This window comes from Salicibibacter cibarius, assembly GCF_016495725.1.
GTDB lineage: Bacteria > Bacillota > Bacilli > Bacillales > Marinococcaceae > Salicibibacter > Salicibibacter cibarius.
Window position 1 is genome coordinate 469,608 of sequence record NZ_CP054705.1, and the last position, 17,112, is coordinate 486,719.

The 17,112-nt window shown below is 46.9% G+C and carries 17 protein-coding genes; all 17 read left to right on the forward strand.

Features of this window, described 5'->3' with window-relative positions:
- Window positions 1-275 precede the first annotated feature (275 nt).
- The 17 genes from HUG15_RS02500 (at window position 276) to HUG15_RS02580 (ending at window position 17,012) form a co-directional block, all read left to right on the forward strand.
- Window positions 276-881, forward strand: coding sequence for a DUF6230 family protein (locus HUG15_RS02500; protein WP_200126758.1), 606 nt, complete (start codon window positions 276-278; stop codon window positions 879-881).
- A 264-nt stretch (window positions 882-1,145) separates the two neighbouring features.
- The gene (locus HUG15_RS02505; protein ID WP_200126760.1) at window positions 1,146-1,751 is read left to right on the forward strand and encodes a DUF6230 family protein; all 606 of its coding nucleotides are present in this window, start codon (window positions 1,146-1,148) and stop codon (window positions 1,749-1,751) included.
- A 71-nt stretch (window positions 1,752-1,822) separates the two neighbouring features.
- Window positions 1,823-2,986: a DUF6114 domain-containing protein gene (locus HUG15_RS02510; protein ID WP_200126762.1), complete on the forward strand. Its 1,164-nt coding sequence runs from the start codon at window positions 1,823-1,825 to the stop codon at window positions 2,984-2,986.
- A gap of 205 nt (window positions 2,987-3,191) precedes the next feature.
- The gene (locus tag HUG15_RS02515) at window positions 3,192-4,796 is read left to right on the forward strand and encodes a coiled-coil domain-containing protein (protein WP_211202326.1); all 1,605 of its coding nucleotides are present in this window, start codon (window positions 3,192-3,194) and stop codon (window positions 4,794-4,796) included.
- A gap of 710 nt (window positions 4,797-5,506) precedes the next feature.
- The gene (locus HUG15_RS02520; RefSeq protein ID WP_200126766.1) at window positions 5,507-6,013 is read left to right on the forward strand and encodes a hypothetical protein; all 507 of its coding nucleotides are present in this window, start codon (window positions 5,507-5,509) and stop codon (window positions 6,011-6,013) included.
- Window positions 6,014-6,039: 26 nt separating this feature from the next.
- Window positions 6,040-6,861: an MBL fold metallo-hydrolase gene (locus HUG15_RS02525; protein WP_200126768.1), complete on the forward strand. Its 822-nt coding sequence runs from the start codon at window positions 6,040-6,042 to the stop codon at window positions 6,859-6,861.
- Window positions 6,862-7,055: 194 nt separating this feature from the next.
- On the forward strand, window positions 7,056-7,700 hold the full coding sequence (locus HUG15_RS02530) for a TetR/AcrR family transcriptional regulator (RefSeq protein WP_200126770.1): 645 nt from the start codon (window positions 7,056-7,058) through the stop codon (window positions 7,698-7,700).
- A 76-nt stretch (window positions 7,701-7,776) separates the two neighbouring features.
- On the forward strand, window positions 7,777-8,121 hold the full coding sequence (locus HUG15_RS02535; RefSeq protein ID WP_200126772.1) for an SCP2 sterol-binding domain-containing protein: 345 nt from the start codon (window positions 7,777-7,779) through the stop codon (window positions 8,119-8,121).
- 168 nt (window positions 8,122-8,289) lie between these two features.
- Window positions 8,290-9,822, forward strand: coding sequence for a long-chain-fatty-acid--CoA ligase (locus tag HUG15_RS02540; protein ID WP_200126773.1), 1,533 nt, complete (start codon window positions 8,290-8,292; stop codon window positions 9,820-9,822).
- Window positions 9,823-9,858: 36 nt separating this feature from the next.
- Complete coding sequence (locus HUG15_RS02545) at window positions 9,859-11,025, forward strand: acyl-CoA dehydrogenase family protein (protein WP_200126775.1); 1,167 nt, start codon at window positions 9,859-9,861, stop codon at window positions 11,023-11,025.
- Complete coding sequence (locus HUG15_RS02550; protein WP_200126777.1) at window positions 11,022-12,242, forward strand: acyl-CoA dehydrogenase family protein; 1,221 nt, start codon at window positions 11,022-11,024, stop codon at window positions 12,240-12,242. Before HUG15_RS02545 ends, HUG15_RS02550 begins: the two co-directional genes overlap by 4 nt.
- Before the next feature lie 12 nt (window positions 12,243-12,254).
- Complete coding sequence (locus HUG15_RS02555; RefSeq protein ID WP_200126779.1) at window positions 12,255-13,034, forward strand: enoyl-CoA hydratase/isomerase family protein; 780 nt, start codon at window positions 12,255-12,257, stop codon at window positions 13,032-13,034.
- A gap of 31 nt (window positions 13,035-13,065) precedes the next feature.
- Complete coding sequence (locus HUG15_RS02560) at window positions 13,066-13,908, forward strand: SDR family NAD(P)-dependent oxidoreductase (RefSeq protein WP_200126781.1); 843 nt, start codon at window positions 13,066-13,068, stop codon at window positions 13,906-13,908.
- Between the two features lie 28 nt (window positions 13,909-13,936).
- On the forward strand, window positions 13,937-15,079 hold the full coding sequence (locus HUG15_RS02565; RefSeq protein ID WP_200126783.1) for a thiolase family protein: 1,143 nt from the start codon (window positions 13,937-13,939) through the stop codon (window positions 15,077-15,079).
- Between the two features lie 29 nt (window positions 15,080-15,108).
- The gene (locus HUG15_RS02570) at window positions 15,109-15,456 is read left to right on the forward strand and encodes an SCP2 sterol-binding domain-containing protein (protein ID WP_246516464.1); all 348 of its coding nucleotides are present in this window, start codon (window positions 15,109-15,111) and stop codon (window positions 15,454-15,456) included.
- A gap of 102 nt (window positions 15,457-15,558) precedes the next feature.
- Window positions 15,559-16,467 (forward strand): R2-like ligand-binding oxidase, encoded by a 909-nt coding sequence (locus HUG15_RS02575; RefSeq protein ID WP_200126785.1) that lies wholly within the window; start codon window positions 15,559-15,561, stop codon window positions 16,465-16,467.
- 197 nt (window positions 16,468-16,664) lie between these two features.
- The gene (locus HUG15_RS02580; RefSeq protein WP_246516465.1) at window positions 16,665-17,012 is read left to right on the forward strand and encodes a hypothetical protein; all 348 of its coding nucleotides are present in this window, start codon (window positions 16,665-16,667) and stop codon (window positions 17,010-17,012) included.
- The last annotated feature ends 100 nt before the right edge of the window (window positions 17,013-17,112 follow it).

Genomic DNA, 17,112 nt, shown 5'->3' on the forward strand with positions numbered 1-17,112 from the left:
GTCGTATGTTTTCCCGTTATAAAATGATGAAGACGATATAATTTTCGTAACCCTTCAAATAGGGGAGTTCGGGAAGTGTAAACAGACAGTCATAAAAATGTAGGGTTATTTTACATACATTTTACAAAGTACCGACATTTTAGGGGATTGTAGTTAAGGAGAACTAGGCTTATGATATTAGCAAATCTTTCCCAAGTCTCCAAAATGGAAATGCTTGGGTTAAGGTATTTATCTTGGGGGAAATAGGAGGTATGAAATAACTAAGGAGGAGACATATGGGGAACGCATTACGGGTTAGCAAAAAGCGTTTAGGGATTATAGCTAGCGCGGCGGGAGCCGGGCTCACGGCGTTGTTGCTTTCGCTGTTCATGTCGGGTTCGTTATTTGCCGCATTTCCGCTCGCGGGGGTTGGCGGCTTTACGATCAGTGCCGATACAATTGAAGGGGAGGATTTTGAACTATATCCGGTTATCGGTGAAACTGCTGAAAACCCGGTTTGGGCACAGGCTGCTGTTGAATTAGGAACCGCTGCCATTGATGGATTAGTATTATCGAAAAACATTAACACCGAAGATGCCCTTGGCGCTTATGGGGTGAATAGCGTAGATGTACAAGTGACATCTTCAGGTGTTGTCGAAGGGGATGATTTAAGCCTGCGTGTATCTGGCATTGACTCTAATGACTCGCAATTTGCAGGATTGGAAGTCACGGAGAATTACACCGATAATCCACTCAATGCCATTGACTTAACGGCACCGGAATTAACTTTGGATAACCCGGAGTTAAATACGCATTTCTTGTCTGCGCAAAGCATCGGGATCCCGGGCTTGAAGGTCCAAGTCATCTCTAACACGGATGATGGGAGCATCGGGGGCTTTTAAAGTAAGGCATGATTAGTCTTCTATTTCCCCCAAAATGATTAGTGGGTTTTACTTCCATACTATAGGGACTTTCTATTGTGGATCTTTTGACCTAATATTTATATCGACTGGACATGTAAAAGCTTTAACGAAAAACGAAAATTTTTTAAAAAAAATTTGTAAGCGTAAACATTTCTCAATTTTATGTTACTCCGTTTCTCGACAGGAAGGTATTTATCTTGGGGGAAATAGGATCGTTTTTTAGGAAATAAGGAGGGAGCATTTATGGGGAACGTGCTAAACGTTAGCAAGAAGCGTTTGGGATTGATTGGTGCTGCGGCAGGTGCAGGACTGACCGCAGTGTTATTGTCGTTATTCATCTCAGGATCGTTATTCGCTGCATTTCCATTAGCCGGGATTGGTGGCTTCACGATTAGTGCCGATGAAATTGAGGGGACGGATTTCTCGTTGTATCCGGCAATTGGCGAGACGGCGGAATATGAGGATTGGGCACAAGCCGGCGTTGACTTGGGAACCGCCGACATTCACGGTTTAGTCCTTTCCAAGAACATTGATACGGAAGATGCGCTTGGAGCTTATGGGGTCAATAGTGTTGATGTGCAAGTGACATCTTCAGGTGTCGTTGAAGGCGATAATCTAAGTCTAATGGTCTCCGGTATCGATGCTGTTGATTCGCAATTTACCAGCCTTGAGGTCTCGGAACACTACACCGACGACCCAATGGATTCGTTTGACTTAGCTGCACCGGAGTTATTGCTTGACGATGCGGAATTAAACACGCATTACTTGTCCGCTGATAGCATCGGGATCCCTGGCTTGCAGGTTCAGGTTATTTCTAACACGGAAGATGGAAGCATTGGAGGCTTTTAAGGCTAACATCGCTTAGCCTCCTATTTCCCCCGAAATGAATGACCTTGTCAAACGATCAGGAGGGAAGCCTTATGGCAAAATTAGGATTGATTTTTGATGCTCTGGCCATGGCGATTATTGGTCTGCTTACCGGCGCTTTTGTCGGGGGGCTCGTACTGGGGGCGGGTATGCCGGGAGGGATTGCCGGAGGAATTATGGCAGCTGCTTTGCTTGTTTTATTTACATTGACGTTTCATTTTTTGGAGTGGGATGTGGCGAACAGAAAAGTAAAATATGCAAGCATCGGCATTTTGCCCGGTGTGCTAATCGGTGGGACCCAACTCATTGGTCTTGGCATACCCGGAGCGGTTATTTTTGGAATGGTTAACGCCATTATTTTTGCTGCCATACTTGATCCCATCATTCAAAACTTGGTTAAAAAAGAACGCTACGTATTGTACCCGGGGCATTATTTGTTTGTGTTTTTACTCGGTACGATTAGCGCATTTTTGACGATTCAAATCGTCGGAATCACAAGCAGGATGGTGGATTTCGAAATGGCTGTTTCCGCACTCCCATTAGCAATGACGAACATCATCGTTTTTGGAACCGTTTTAATCGTTTATTTTATTGGATTAGCGGTGAAAAAAAGACAGCTGGAAAGTTGGCGTATGGCATTTAAGGCGAGGTGGTTGCTACTGACCTTGTCGGCAGGTTTGGGTATTGCGCTTGTGGGCGTGATCACTTCCGTTCATTATGGCATCGTTGTATCGGAAGCCTTGGTCGCAGGTGCCGCTTTTGTTCTTCCTTATGGCATAGCGTTGCTTTTGCCGCTTTCGTTTGGATACTTGGCGGCTCAAAACTCAAATCGCCCGGTAATGGGTTCGGTCTTTTCCCTCGTCGGCGGTCTGGCAGTATTGGCTTTCGGCATTAGTGTGGCTCCGATGCTATTGCTGCCGGGAAGCGGTTTAATGTGGGCCGGGCTGATTTTTGGTTTGTTTATGGTCATGTTATCTTTTGTAAGTTTAACTAAGCCGGAAATGAATGTTTTTACAGGATCTTCAATTATTATTTTTTCCATTTTGTCCTTTATCGGCGCAGCCGGTGGGTTAATCATCGGCGGGCTGCTTGGCATCGCCGGCGGAGTACTAATCGCGGCCTGGGATGGTTCTGTCTCGAAAGAGGATGACCATGATGAAATGGAAGGAGGGCCAAAAGACATCTCTTCTGCTTCCCCAAATACAGTTAGTGGATAAGAAACAACCGAGATCGGTCAGTGGAGGCATTTACTATGAAACTGTGGAAAAAAGTGAAGATGTTGAGCCTTATTACCCTCCTTGTTGTTGCTTATAGCCATCCCCGGGAGGACTGGATCAAGCTTCCGCACAAATCGATGAGGAAGAATACGGGGACTTCGATGGTTTTGTGCTGACGGTAGATCAAATTTCGGGAAGAATAAATTTGCTCGGACTGAGACCCGGGATTATTGTTGATACGCAAGTGTCTTTTACAAGTGCAGTAGCAGAAGGGTTATCTTTATCAACATTGAAGGAAACGGACCAAGGCACGATGGTGTTGACGATTGAATCGGAAACGCCCGAAGTGCCTGTTGATATCAGCTGGATGGACGTCACGGTCAATTCATTAAATATTGGAGGCTTATGCTGGCCGGAAAGACTCCTGGATGTCTGTTTGTCTGATGTCGTCATTGATACCAAAGAATTGGAATCAAGCAGTGCCGGTCTTCCGAATTTAACGATGCGGACGAGCTTTGATCCGGATGATGTAGCGGAAGTGGAAGCACAAAAGCAAATGCTGGAAGATCAGGATGATGAAGAACAACTGGAAAAACTCATTACTGCCGTGGATGAAGCTGAAGATGGAGAGTTGTCCGACAAAATCGAAAATATTTCCGATTTGCAAACAGAAATCGATCAGCTGGATGACTTGATTGTAGAGGCGCAAGATCAGCGTGAAGAAACGGATGGGCAAATGAACAGCTTGGAAGAAATGATCGATGAGGCCAATGAGTTGGTTGATGAAGCTGATTTTGAAGAAATGCAAGAAAATATGAGCAAACAACACGATGAACTGACTTCGGAATCGGAATCTTTTTCTGCGGCTGTAGAGGAAGTTGACGAACAACTGCAACATGTTCAAGACGGGGTGGAGTCCATCCGAGAAGACGTCGAGGACAGGTATGCGTATCTAGAGGATTTGGAACTGGACGGATGGTCGGAAAGCTATGAAGAGCTTGAGGAAACCGAGGATGAGCTGGAAGCGGTCGAAGACAGGGTTCAAGAAGCAAGTGAACAAGTTGATACGCTAAAAGACGATAATGAAGACGTGCATGACCGGTTGGATGTCCTTCGAGAGGAAATGGAGGACTTGGACTTCGAACCGGAGGAAGATGATGAAGATCCGGAAGAAGCGGCTGATTCCGAAGAGGATGACACTGAAGATGAAGACAAGGAGAGTCGTTCCGACAATGAAGACGAGCTGAAGGCGTTGGAATCAGATACTGAGGAATGGCTGCAGGACATGGAAGAAACGGATGAAGAATTGGTTGAGCTTGAAAGTGATCTTCAGGATGAATGGATCGAGCCCGTTGAGGAAACTTTCGAACATTCGTTAGAGGAAGAGACATTGGAGTCATTACAAGAAAAAACAGAGGAAGCAAAAGAAGAAGACATGTTTGTAAACGCAGTGAAGGACCTCTACCGAATAGAAGAAACATTGGATGAACATGAATCAGATGCAGAAGAGATTGAGAAGAAACGGGAAGATTACGAGGATGAAGAGATAGACAGTTATGAGATTGAAGATCATCTAACGACCGGGGAAGAAAAGCATGAAGAGATGAAAGGCAGAATTGATGACGTTGAGCAAGCACTGGAAGAGCTCTTTAGTGAGGCACAAGAAAAACTGCAAGATGAACAGGAAAATGTTAGTATGAGCGAAAGTCTCGAAGAAGAAAATAAAACGTTTGTAGATATGCTCGAGGCGGTGCGGGAAGATTTCGAATCCCTATCGGAAGATTATGAGGAAATTAAATCGGAAGGGTGATGATCATCGCCTTTCCGGTTTTTTTACACTATCAGAATGTATAAATTGTTCGGATGATAGTATAAGAAAAGACTTTGACTTTCGCCATCCTTGGCGATAAGTCAAGTTTTTCTAACGCGGGGCTTCTCAGGTGGGGAGTTGCCCTGGGAGGAACAAAAGCATCAGGTAATCCCTCAAACGGGAGTCAAGCTGCCCCGAGAGGGACAAAAAGCTGTGGTGTACAGGATGTTCCGACCTTGCGTTATGAAAATCCGACTGTCCGGGATCGCAGGGGGCTTCAGAAAATCCGACCAAAGACCGGAATCGATGTGAACATGGACACGAATCCAATAATCGTAGTTTTATCAGCCGAAAACGCATCGATATCAGCCAAATTTTGCAATATATCAGCGGAAATGATCTATTTATCAGCCAAAACAAACGTTTTATCAGCCATTTCAACCTAGAATGACTATGCGAGGATTTTTTTGATTGCCTTCGTTTATTCAGGACGCTTCCCTAAATTCGAAGATCAGCGAGCAGGAAACTAAACCAACACAAATAAGACACTTCTGCTTCACCCCCCTTTTTTGTAGTGCGTCTCCCATTATTCAAACCTATCCCCCGACATTTGTAGGGGGGTGTCCCGTATGCACTGCAATCTAACGGAATTGATTGGCATCCAATTACTGTATATGATAAAAAGATAATGGGTAAAGGAGATGGCTCATATGCAGGCTTTCAGTGATTCGGAGCATTTGTACAGAGTGGTTGGCGATTTTTTGCAAGTTCCGACGCAGCCGAGAACGTACGAAGATTTGCGGCGATGGTGGGGAGCGAACCCTGCATATCATGAGGAAGGGGATGAAATTGATCTCATCAATGGTATCGGGCGAAAGGTTGCCAAGACGAGAATGAGTGCAGAATTTGTGTTTACGGAGCCGGAAGCCCTTATTTGCATGGATGCTCAAAACCCGAAAAAGGGAGAGCAATTCAGCATTTATTTAGGGCATTCCCCGGTTCCCGTGAATTTAAGCGTAAAAACCACGGGGGACATGGCTCATCAATTTTGGGCAGGGAACATAAGTGTCACGGCCGCAATCATGACGGGGAAGATCAAAACAAAAGGCTCTAAACAAAAGGCTTTAAAGCTGTTGCCGCGAATTGCGCCGGCATTTGCCCTTTATCCCCGTTATTTGGAGCTAATAGGGGAAGAACGGTTGCTTAGAATGTTATAAGAAGCAGAACATCGGAGGGAAGGCAAGTGGCAGTGGCCATTCATAACGATAAAACAATAAAAAAAAGCAAACACGATCAAGTTGAAATTATAAAAATTTCCGTCAATCCTTATTTTCCGTTAATATCCATCTACCTCTACTATATTGACGGGATGCTTATTGATACCGGACCAAGCAAAAGACGGAGGCGTTTGATTCCACTCTTCCGTTCATGGGACCTCGAGCGGGTAGCGATTACCCATTACCATGAGGATCACTCGGGGATGGCATCATGGATCGCGCGGAACACGCCAGCGGAGATATTCGTCCATGAAAAAACGATTCCGATCGCTGAGAAGACGGCACAGGTGCCTTGGTATCAAGAATTTTTCACCGGACGCCGCCTCCCTTTCAGCGCCAAAGCCTACCCGAATGTGATTGAAACGTCCAATTACCGCTTTTATCCGATCGAGACGCCCGGCCATACCGATGATCACATTTGTATATTTGAGCCATATTACGGTTGGCTGTTTACCGGCGATCTATATATCACCCCCTGCCCAAAGGTTTTTTTGGAGGAAGAATCAATGGCTGCATACATCGAAACATTGCACAAATTGAACCGTTTCGATTATCAGACCGTGTTTTGTGCCCATGAGGGCGTCATCCGTAACGGAAAAGAAATGATGAACCGCAAACTGGAGTATTTGGAGAGAACCCGGGATGAGGTGGTACGCATGCATCGAATGGGATGGAAAGATCGAACGATCATGAAAAAACTGTTTCCCGATAAAGTGAAGTTGGAACAGCGATCCTTCGGCACATTTTCCCGGTTGAACATGATCCGTTCTTGCATCCGGGAACAATAAATATCCTCCACCGATAAATACACGCCCCCCGATATTTTACGTATAGTCAATCGCCGACAAAAAAATGAAAACCCGACATTTAAGGGAATAGGCAACGCGTGATGAATTGCTTACAATCATAATTAACCGCTTACATTCGTTGTGCGGCGAGTACAAAAGTACGAATACGTATCAGTATTGCAGGAGTGACCCCGATGATTTCTCTGCTGTTCCATCATGAACCCTATAAAGATCCGCAAAATAAACTTCTTGATGCTGCATTGCATTTATACACCGGAAAAGGGTTTAGAGAAACGTCGGTGTTGGAAGTTGTTGAACGGGCGCGGGTGTCGAAAACGACATTCTATCATTTTTTCAGCAGTAAGGAAGATTTGCTCGTTCAATTGTTTCAGTCTTTGCTTGAAGAAGTTTTGCAAGAGGTGAAACGAACAGCGGAACTAGAGGCGCACATCGCTCATAAGTCATTTGCCGGTATTCGACGTTATCTGGAAATTTGCAACGATCATCGTCCCGTCGCCCGTTTATTGCTCGTATCATCCGCAGGGTTGAGTCCGGCAGTCGAAGAGGTGCGGCACAAAGCACACGTTGACTTTGCCATCTTTATCTATGAAAGTGTGCGAGTAGAAATTGAGCAGGAAGGATTGGTTTCCGACGACCAAATCCATACCGCAGCGCAAGCGATGGTAGGCGCTATTAATGAAGTTGTGATTCACAAAATTATCGTTGAGGATAAAAAAAACATCGACGAATTGGCGCATTTGCTCAACCACATTGCCATCGGAGCGTTTACGGTACTCTCGGAAAATCAAATGTCATTTAAAGGGGGGATGCGGTTGTAAAATGCGACTGAATCAGGATGAAGGAATATTTAATTAAACATTTATTTACATTTAAAAAGAAAAGGAGTTTTCTAAAATGGCGCAAGTAAAAGAAATTTTTGATCAAATCAATGCAGGCCTTAAAGAAGATCCGTCTCGGGCAGGAGGCGTAGAAGCTGTTTATCAGTTTAACTTGAGTGGAGACGAAGCCGGAACATATCAGGTCGTTCTGAAATCCGGAGATGGATACGCGCAAGAAGGAGAAAATGAAACACCGGATTGCACGCTAACACTTGACTCCGATGATTTTGGAAAAATGGCTGAAGGAGAACTGAACGGAACGGAAGCGTTTATGAGCGGGCAGTTGCAAATTGACGGAGACATGGGGTTGGCATTGCGTCTCCAAGAAGTGTTGGAAGCGTATAACGCCGAGCAAAAATAAGTTTTTTATAATTTCATAAGTCGGTGAAGCAGCCCCATGTGTAGCCGACTTGTTTTTACACTATCAGAATGTATAAATTGTTCGGATGATAGTCTAAGAAAAGACTTTGACTTTCGACATCCTTGGCGATAAGTCAAGTTTTTCTAAAAGAGGGAGGTGGCTCTGTGGATGAACTTAAGCAAAATATGGCGAGATAATATTAATGACTACGGGGAGTATTCAATCCTTATCTATGAAGGGGAAGCATATACGAATGTGCGCTTGGATGAGGCTTCGTCCCAATTGGCACATGCGTTAAGGGAAATGGGTGTGGAGAAGGGCGACCAAGTCGTCGTCACGATGCCGAATTGCCCCGAAGTTGTTGTCGCCTTTGGCGGAGTTATAAAAAATGGGTCGGCGGTTGTCCCGGTTATGCCGCTTCTGCAGGCACAAGAACTTCGTTATATATTGGATGACTGTACGCCCAAGGTTGTTTTAACGACAAATACGCTTTATTCCAAAGTGCAAGAAGCAAGTAAAGATCTTGCATCACCGCCGCAAGTTTATACGTTGGAGGAACCGGAACACGAAAACGCTCTGCAAGCCGCCATGAAAAAAGCGCCGACAACGGCACCCGATATAGATATTCATGAAGATGACGATGCCGCGCTTTTGTACACCGCGGGTACAACCGGTGCGCCGAAAGGGGTAACGCTGTCGCATAAAAACCTGTATTCCAACGCGGTGGCCGCTTCAAAAAAAGCGGAAATTCTTAAACTTAAAACGGGTCGGGTTAGTTTGAGTATTTTGCCTTTTTCGCACGCGTTTGGATACACGATGATGAACGTCGCGTTTATGCTCGGGGATAAAAATGTCCTGTTGCCATACTTTGAACCTGTGAAAGTGCTGGAAGCCATTGAGAAATACAAAGTCACCCATTCAGCAATGGTGCCCGCCATGTTTCATGCTTTATACAATCACCCGGATGCGGACAAATACGATACGTCCACATTTTTTGCCTGTATTTCCGGTTCGGCAGCACTTCCCAAGCCGATCGCGGAAGGATTTCAAAAGAAATTCGGCTGTCTCGTTTTAGAAGGATATGGATTATCGGAAGCGGCGCCAATCGTGACGGCTACCGATCCAAGGCAGAAAATCAAACCGGGCTCCGTCGGGCAGCCACTACCGGATATTGAAGTTGCGGTCGTGGATGAAAATGATCGGCGGTTGCCTGCCAATGAAGTCGGGGAGTTGATTGTTTCCGGTCCCAATGTATTGAAGGGGTACCATGGAAAACCGGAAGAAACCGAAAAAATCCTGAAAGATGGTTGGTTATACACAGGGGATATGGCGAGGATCGATGAGGAAAATTATGTTTTCATCGTCGATCGCAAAAAGGATGTCATTATTCGCGGAGGCTTTAATATCTACCCGAAGGATTTGGAAGAGTTGTTATTGAGCCATTCCGAGGTGTCTGAGGTAGGTGTGATCGGTATCCCCTCAGAAAAAATGGGTGAAGAAGTTGGTGCCTATGTTGTGAAAAAACGAAAATCCGACATAAAAGAAGAAGAGCTGATCGCTTTTTGCCAAGAACATTTGGCAAAGTACAAAACACCCCGATTTTTGAAAATCGTCAGTTATCTTCCGAAAAATATGATCGGAAAGACAGATAAAAAGAAACTTCGCGAATGGGCGAAGGAATTTCATGCCACATCAAAATAAATATATGTTTGAAACCGAAAAAAGGAGGAATGCCCCTTGATCTCATTTTCGCCTACCGAAGATGAAACAGCATTCGTTGATGTTGCCGAAGGGTTTGCGAAGGACGTTATTCGTCCCAAGGCAAGGGAGTGTGAACAAAATCGAGCAGTTGATGACGCGATTATTTCGAAAGCGGAGGAGATTGGCGTAGCCTCCCTTGAATTTCCCGAAAGTTGGGATGGCCTTGAATTGCCTTTAATTTCACAGGTGCAAATGCTTCAAACCCTCAGTTACGGGGATTTGGATATTGTGCAAGGTTTGCCGGGCGCCGGCGATGCAGCCTCTATCATTCGCCTTGCGTCACAAAACCCGGCGCTTGGCACTTATAAGGAAGCAGGGCGGGGAGGGTCTTGGCCGAATGTTGCGTTCATCGATGCCTTTGATCCCGAAGAGCCATGGGCCGAACAGCTACAAATCAGCAGAAATGGTGATGGTTATACATTGAACGGTGTCTCACGGCCTGTACGTTTGGGCGCAGGCGCCGAATATGTGGCTGTGGCTGCCGTTGATACAGACGATGAACCGGTGGTGTTGTGGCTCCATAATGTTCCGGGAAGCGAACATTGGATGGCAGTAGAAGGCGACTATCGACTCGGACTGCTGAGCACGGGGCTTGCCAGGCTTCAATTTAATCATGCCGAGGTCCACGCAAATGAAGTGCTCGCCAAAGGCGATGAAGCCCGAACCTTGATTGACGGAGCACAAACACGCATCCGGATACTGCAGGCGGCAAAAGCCGTTGGCTTAATGGAAGCCGCGCTCGAGTACGCCACGGAGTACACAGCGGAGCGCAAGGCGTTCGGCAAAGCGATCGCCCAGTTCCAAGGCGTTTCATTTAAAATTGCGAAAATGGCGATTGAAACGAGGGTTGCCAATCACCTCGTTTGGGAAGCAGCAACAAAAGTGGACGCTGACAAAGACGATGCCTTAGAAGGATCTTTGCGGGCATTGTATCGCACCCATCGTTCCTCGCTTTTCGTTACGGACGCAGCCGTTCAACTGCTTGGCGGGCACGGGTTTGTCGATGAGTTCCCGGTGGAGAAATGGTCACGTGACGCCCAGGCACAAGCCGGTCTGTATGGTCGGGAACAAGATTTGCTTACCCGCCGCGGCGAACGGATTGTAAATGGCGCAACAGGGGCGAAGAAGGGAGTTTTGCAATGATCTCGTTTGAGTTATCACCCCAACAAAAGCAAATACAGCAAATGACCCATTGGTTCGCAAAAAATGAAATCCGGCCGATCGCGATGGAAGCGGATCGCCTTGAACGCGTACCGGATGATTGGCTGGATAAGGTGAATAAAATGGGGATCCACTTGAACACGTCATCGTTCGGCGGTAGCGGCGGCGGAAAAGACAAATCCTCGAAAAAAGAAAAGAAAGAAAAAGAAGGGAATCGCATGGGAGTTCTGGCAACCGAAGAAATGGCGTGGGGTTGTCCGGCGATTGCTTTATCGCTTCCCGGTGCCGGTCTTGGCGGTCCGCCCGTACAAAGCAGTGGCACACCGGAACAAAAAGAACGTTTTTTAACGATTTTTACAAAAGATGAGCCACGTTGGGGCGCCTACGCTTTGACAGAACCGGAAGCCGGCTCGGATGCATCTGGCGTGCGCACATCTGCCAAGAAAGTGGACGGCGGATATGTGTTAAATGGCCAAAAAATCTTCATTACCAATGGCGGTCGTGCGTCTTGGGTCGTCGTGTTTGCTACCGTTGATCCAAGTCTTGGCCGTGCCGGGCAACGGGCGTTCGTCGTTGAAAAGGGGACGCCGGGATTCTCGTGCACACGATTGGCTCATAAAATGGGGCTGCGCGCAAATGAGACGGCGGAATTGTTGCTGGAAGATTGTTTCGTTCCTTATGAAAACCTCCTCGGCGGAGAAGAACTGTATGAACAAAGCAGTAGCAGTTCGAGCCCGTCCGGGTTCCAAGTGGCAATGAAAACGTTCGACAGCACCCGCCCCATCGTCGCGTCAATGGCTGTTGGCATTGCCCGCGCCGCTTATGAATATACGGTTGATATTGTCCAAAAGGAGTATCCGAGACAAGGCCGTTACTATCATTTGGCAGCGGAAACCTTGGCAGAAGCCGAGCAGGATATTGATGCCGCGCGTTTACTAACATGGGAAGCGGCTTGGAAAGCGGACGTCGGCAAGGAAAACGCCAAAGAGGCAGCCATGTGTAAGGCGTACGCCGGGCAAATGGCACATGATGTCACCGTTAAATGCCTGGAATTATTAGGTCCTATCGGTTTGGATGGACACATTGTCGAGAAGCTTTTCCGCGATGTGAAAGTTTTCGATATTTTCGAAGGAACCAATGAAGTCCAGCATCTCGTAACAGCCAGGCGTCAATATCAACCTTATGGTGTCAGGGTTTAGGGAGTGAACAATATGGCTTATGAAACCATTCAAGTGGCGAAAAAAAACAAAGGCGTAACGTGGATTACCATTGATAATCCTCCTGCCAATGCCATCGGCGACCAATTGATGGAAGAACTTGTGAACGTGGCTGATGAACTGGAAAAAGACAAAGATGTTCGCGTAGTCGTGATAACATCGGCGCATGAAAAAACGTTTCTCGCAGGGGCAGACTTGAAAGGGATGATGCAAGGCGGCGGCAAAGGAGAAAGTGTCGCGGAGAAAAGCGGAAGAATGCAAGCTTGTTTTGACCGATTTGCTACGCTTGAGAAACCGGTTGTCGCCGCGATTAATGGTCACGCCTTGGGTGGAGGTTGTGAATTGGCCCTCGCTTGCGATTTCCGGATCATGTCTACAGGGAAGATCGGCTTAACGGAAACCAACCTCGGCTTGCTTCCAGGAGCGGGCGGCACACAACGAATGACTCGTCTGTTGGGTCGTGCGACAGCAACGGATTTGATTTTTAACGCCAAACGGCTTGAGCCTGAAGAAGCGCTTGAAGTCGGTTTGATCAACCAAGCGGTTACACCGGAAAACTTTGAAGCGGAAACAACCGCGTTTGCCGAACACTTGGCTGAAGGCGCCGTCCAGGCGATGGGCTTGGCAAAACGCGCCATCAATGTGGCTGAAGGCCCGATCGAGGATGGGCTGAAAGTCGAAGCCGAAGCGTTTGCGGAAACATTGAATACAGGAGAGCCGGGCATAGGTATTCAAGCATTTTTTCAAAAGAAGAAACCGAATTTTATTAAATGATGCAGCAACTTAGCATAAAGGTGGGATTTGCATGTCTTCTTGGGATAACTTACTGGAAGGGAAAGTAGCGGTCGTGACCGGCGCTTCCCGGGGCCTTGGGCGCGCAGACGCATTGGCTTTGGCCGAGGCCGGAGCAGATGTCGTCATCACCGACATTCTTATGGAGTCAGATGAAGAGAGCTCATCAAAAGCTAAGGAATACGGAGCGATTGCACAAGTCATGCAAAGTACGAAAGTTGTGTATTCCGAAAAAACTTCCGAGGAAATTCGTGATATGGGACGCCGTTCCGTAGCGATGAAAATGGATGTCACAGATGTCGATGAAGTTAATGAAGTTTTTAAAAAGATCTATGAGGATTTCGGCAGAATCGATATTCTCGTTAACAACGCGGGAACGGTTGATCATGTTTCAAAAATTGAAAAACAAAATGATGACTTATGGGAACGTGATCTTCAGGTCAACTTAACCGGCTCCTATAACTGTACGAAAGCGGTCTGGCCATACATGAAAGAGCAGGAATACGGACGCATCATTAACATGGCTTCCATCGTCGGCTTAGCCGGTGGCTTCGGGCAGGCAAGCTACGCGGCCACAAAAGGCGGCTTGCTCAGCTTCTCCAAAAGCATGGCTTTGGAAGGGGCGAAGTACGGCATTAACGTCAACGCCATTGTCCCAGGCATTATCGGGACAGAAGCCTTCAAAATGGGCAATAAAAAGATGAACGATCGCATGGTTGAACGTACAGCGTTTAAACGCCCGGGCGAACCGGATGACATTGCCAATGCCATCACTTTCCTCGTCTCGGACAAAGCCAAGTACATCACCGGTGTCGGCCTGAATGTGACTGGCGGAATTGACTTGTTTACGTTCTAATTCGAACACAAAGGAGGGATTTTCATTCATGACAGAAGCAGTAATCGTCGATGCGTTGCGAACCCCTGTCGGGCGTAAAAAGGGTTCGTTGTCGGAAAAGCACCCTGTCGATATCCTTGTACCGGTGCTTCAGGAACTCGTGAACCGGAATAACGTTGAAGCAGGTGACGTCGAGGATGTCATTACAGGCTGTGTCACCATGATCAAAGAGCAAGGCGGCAATATCGGGCGTCAGGCTGTACTGGCAGCCGGGTTTCCGGTTGAAGTGCCGGCATATTCCTTGAATCGCATGTGTGGTTCAAGCCAGCAATCGCTCAACGCCGCGGCTCAGGAAATCATCGCCGGAGACGCGGATGTTTCCATCGCCTGCGGTGTCGAAAACATGACGAGCATTAAAATGGGAACGGACATGGGCAAATTCAGCAAAGATTTGACGAAACGGTTCAACATCGTTCCTCAAGGATTGTCTGCGGAAATGATCGCGGAAAAATGGAACTTGGAACGTGAAGAGCTCGATGAATACGCGTTGGAAAGCCATCAACGGGCTGCCAAAGCGACCGATAACGGGGAATTCAAACGGGAAATCATTCCGATGGAAGTGGATATCGAAGATGGCAAGAAGACCCTTGATCAAGATGAAGGCATCCGCAGAGAGACATCCATGGAAAAACTCGCCGGGCTCACCCCCTCCTTCAAGCCGAAAGATGGGGTCGTAACCGCCGGTAACGCGAGTCAAGTGAGCGATGGCGCATCAGGTATTTTACTCATGTCGAGGGAAAAAGCAGAAGCATCAGGCTTGAAACCTCGTGCCCGTGTCATTGCCCGGGCGGTGGTCGGCGAGGATCCGGTCATCATGTTAACCGGGATTATTCCGGCGACACGAAAAGTGTTGAAGAAAGCGGGACTGAGCCTGGGTGATATGGATGGCATCGAAGTCAACGAAGCGTTTGCTTCTGTCGTAAAAGCGTGGGAACGGGAATTTGAACCGGATATGAGCAAGGTTAACCCACGCGGGGGTGCGATTGCCCTTGGGCATCCGCTAGGTGCCAGCGGTACGAAATTAACGGCGACACTTCTCAATTACTTGGAAGATACAGATGGCAAATATGGGCTTCAAGTGATGTGTATCGGTTTCGGCATGGCTACAGCCACGATTATTGAGCGACTATAAATCAAAAAACCCTTAAGGAGGCATTTACAATGGCAGAGATGGCTCAAAGTACGGAAAAAGTTTTTCAAATGATTGACGCGGCGCTAAAAACAGACCCATCGGCAATAGAAGACGCGGAAGGCGTATACCAGTTTAATCTCACGGGTGATGATGGCGGCACGTATCAAATGATTATCGAAAGCGACGGTGCCCGTGCCGTTAAAGGCGAAGAAAAAGAACCGGACTGTACGTTGGAGATTTCAGCAGACGACTATAAGAAAATGGTCGCGGGTACGCTTAATCCGACCGAAGCTTTCATGGGCGGCCAGCTGACCATTGATGGTGACATGGGCATGGCGATGAAGCTGCAAACCGTGCTCAATACGTTCTCATTTTAATGCCAAAAAGGTGGGAAGGTCGACTTCCTTCCCATGATTCTAAAAAATCATAAGTGTTTTTTATAAAAATGTTTCATAACCTTATAGAAATGAGGGGGAAAAATGGTACAACATGAAAGATTCCAAACGGTAGAAAGTCAATTGAACTGGAACGCGCCGATGTACAGATTGTATGAAAAGGCAAAAAAGAACTATTGGGACCCGGCCAACATTGATTTTAGCCAAGACCAGGAAGATTATCAGAATATGTCTTCCATGGACCGGATGTTTGCTTTGCCGCTTGTAGGCGCTTTTGCCGCGGGAGAAGAAGCGGTTACTCTTGACATCTTGCCGATGCTCGAAGTCATGGCACGCCAAGGCCGACTCGAAGACACGATGTTTTTAACCACTTTCTTGCATGATGAAGCAAAGCACACGGAAATGTTTTCTCGCTGGCAAACAGCGGTTGGCGTCGCGGACTTGGATCTTCACAACTTCCACAATGACGATTACAAACGCGTGTTTTATCAAGAGCTGCCCGAGAAGATGGACCGCTTGAAGACCGACGACTCGCCAGAGGCCATCATTCGGGCCGCAACCGTCTATAACATGATTGTGGAAGGGACGCTTGCGGAGTCAGGCTATCACGCGTTCCGGCAAATCTTTAAGGAAGCAGGTTTAATGCCCGGCATTTTGAAAGGCATCGACTTGTTGAACCAGGATGAAGGCCGACACCTTCAATTCGGTATTTTTACCATTCAACGGCTAGTGGCCGGCAATGACAAGCTGATGAAAGTCTTTCACGATTATATGGATGAATTATCCCCGTACGCGTTTGGGTTTGTTGATTATTTAACCGGTTTGTTTGAGGAGACAAAAAAGCATGAATGGGTCGATATGACGTTAAAAGTTGATCCGAACTTGATGAAAGAGTATGCACGCAGTCAATTTGACATTCGCAAAAGCAAAGTCGAGCGGGCACGAAAATATGAAAGCGGTGCCGAATTGGAAGCAGCGGCGACCAAACAATAAACCGGGAGGAGGCTCAAAGTGGTTGTATTTAACAATGAAGAAGAGACCTATGAACTTATCGGTGGTTTTTTTGGCAGGTAAGAAAGTATAAATCAACTTTCATACCTGCATAAGTGCAACTAAGGCTTTCGCCATAAAAGCTTGGCGAAAAGCCAAGTTTTCTAAAAGAAATCAAGGACAGTGAGCCGATTCGGGACATGATGCAAACACTTGCCCCGGATGAAGGATACGATGCTTATTGCCAGTTCGTGTACACGGATCCTGAAGGAAAAGTAACCATTTACGAAGGGGAAAATAATCCGGTCGAAATTGAATTGGGCGAAACAGACCGAAGCGCGGAACTCAAGTTCACGCAGGATGCGGATATCGGCCTGCAATTTTGGCTCGGCGAATTGGATTTACAACAAGCAATGGCCCGCCAACAAATACAAGCAGAAGGACCGCTTGCGAAAGCGATGCAGGTGTTGCCGCAAATTGAAAAAATTCATCCCAGGGCGTATTTAGAGAAAAACGGAAGGGAAGACGTTTTAGTCAAAAAAAATTAAACAAATGAAGCGCAAAGGATTCCGGATAAAAGAGGCATTGATGGGCAAAAAGGATAGGAGCTACACGTAACAATAAAAAGCCCAATCCAATGCAGAACGG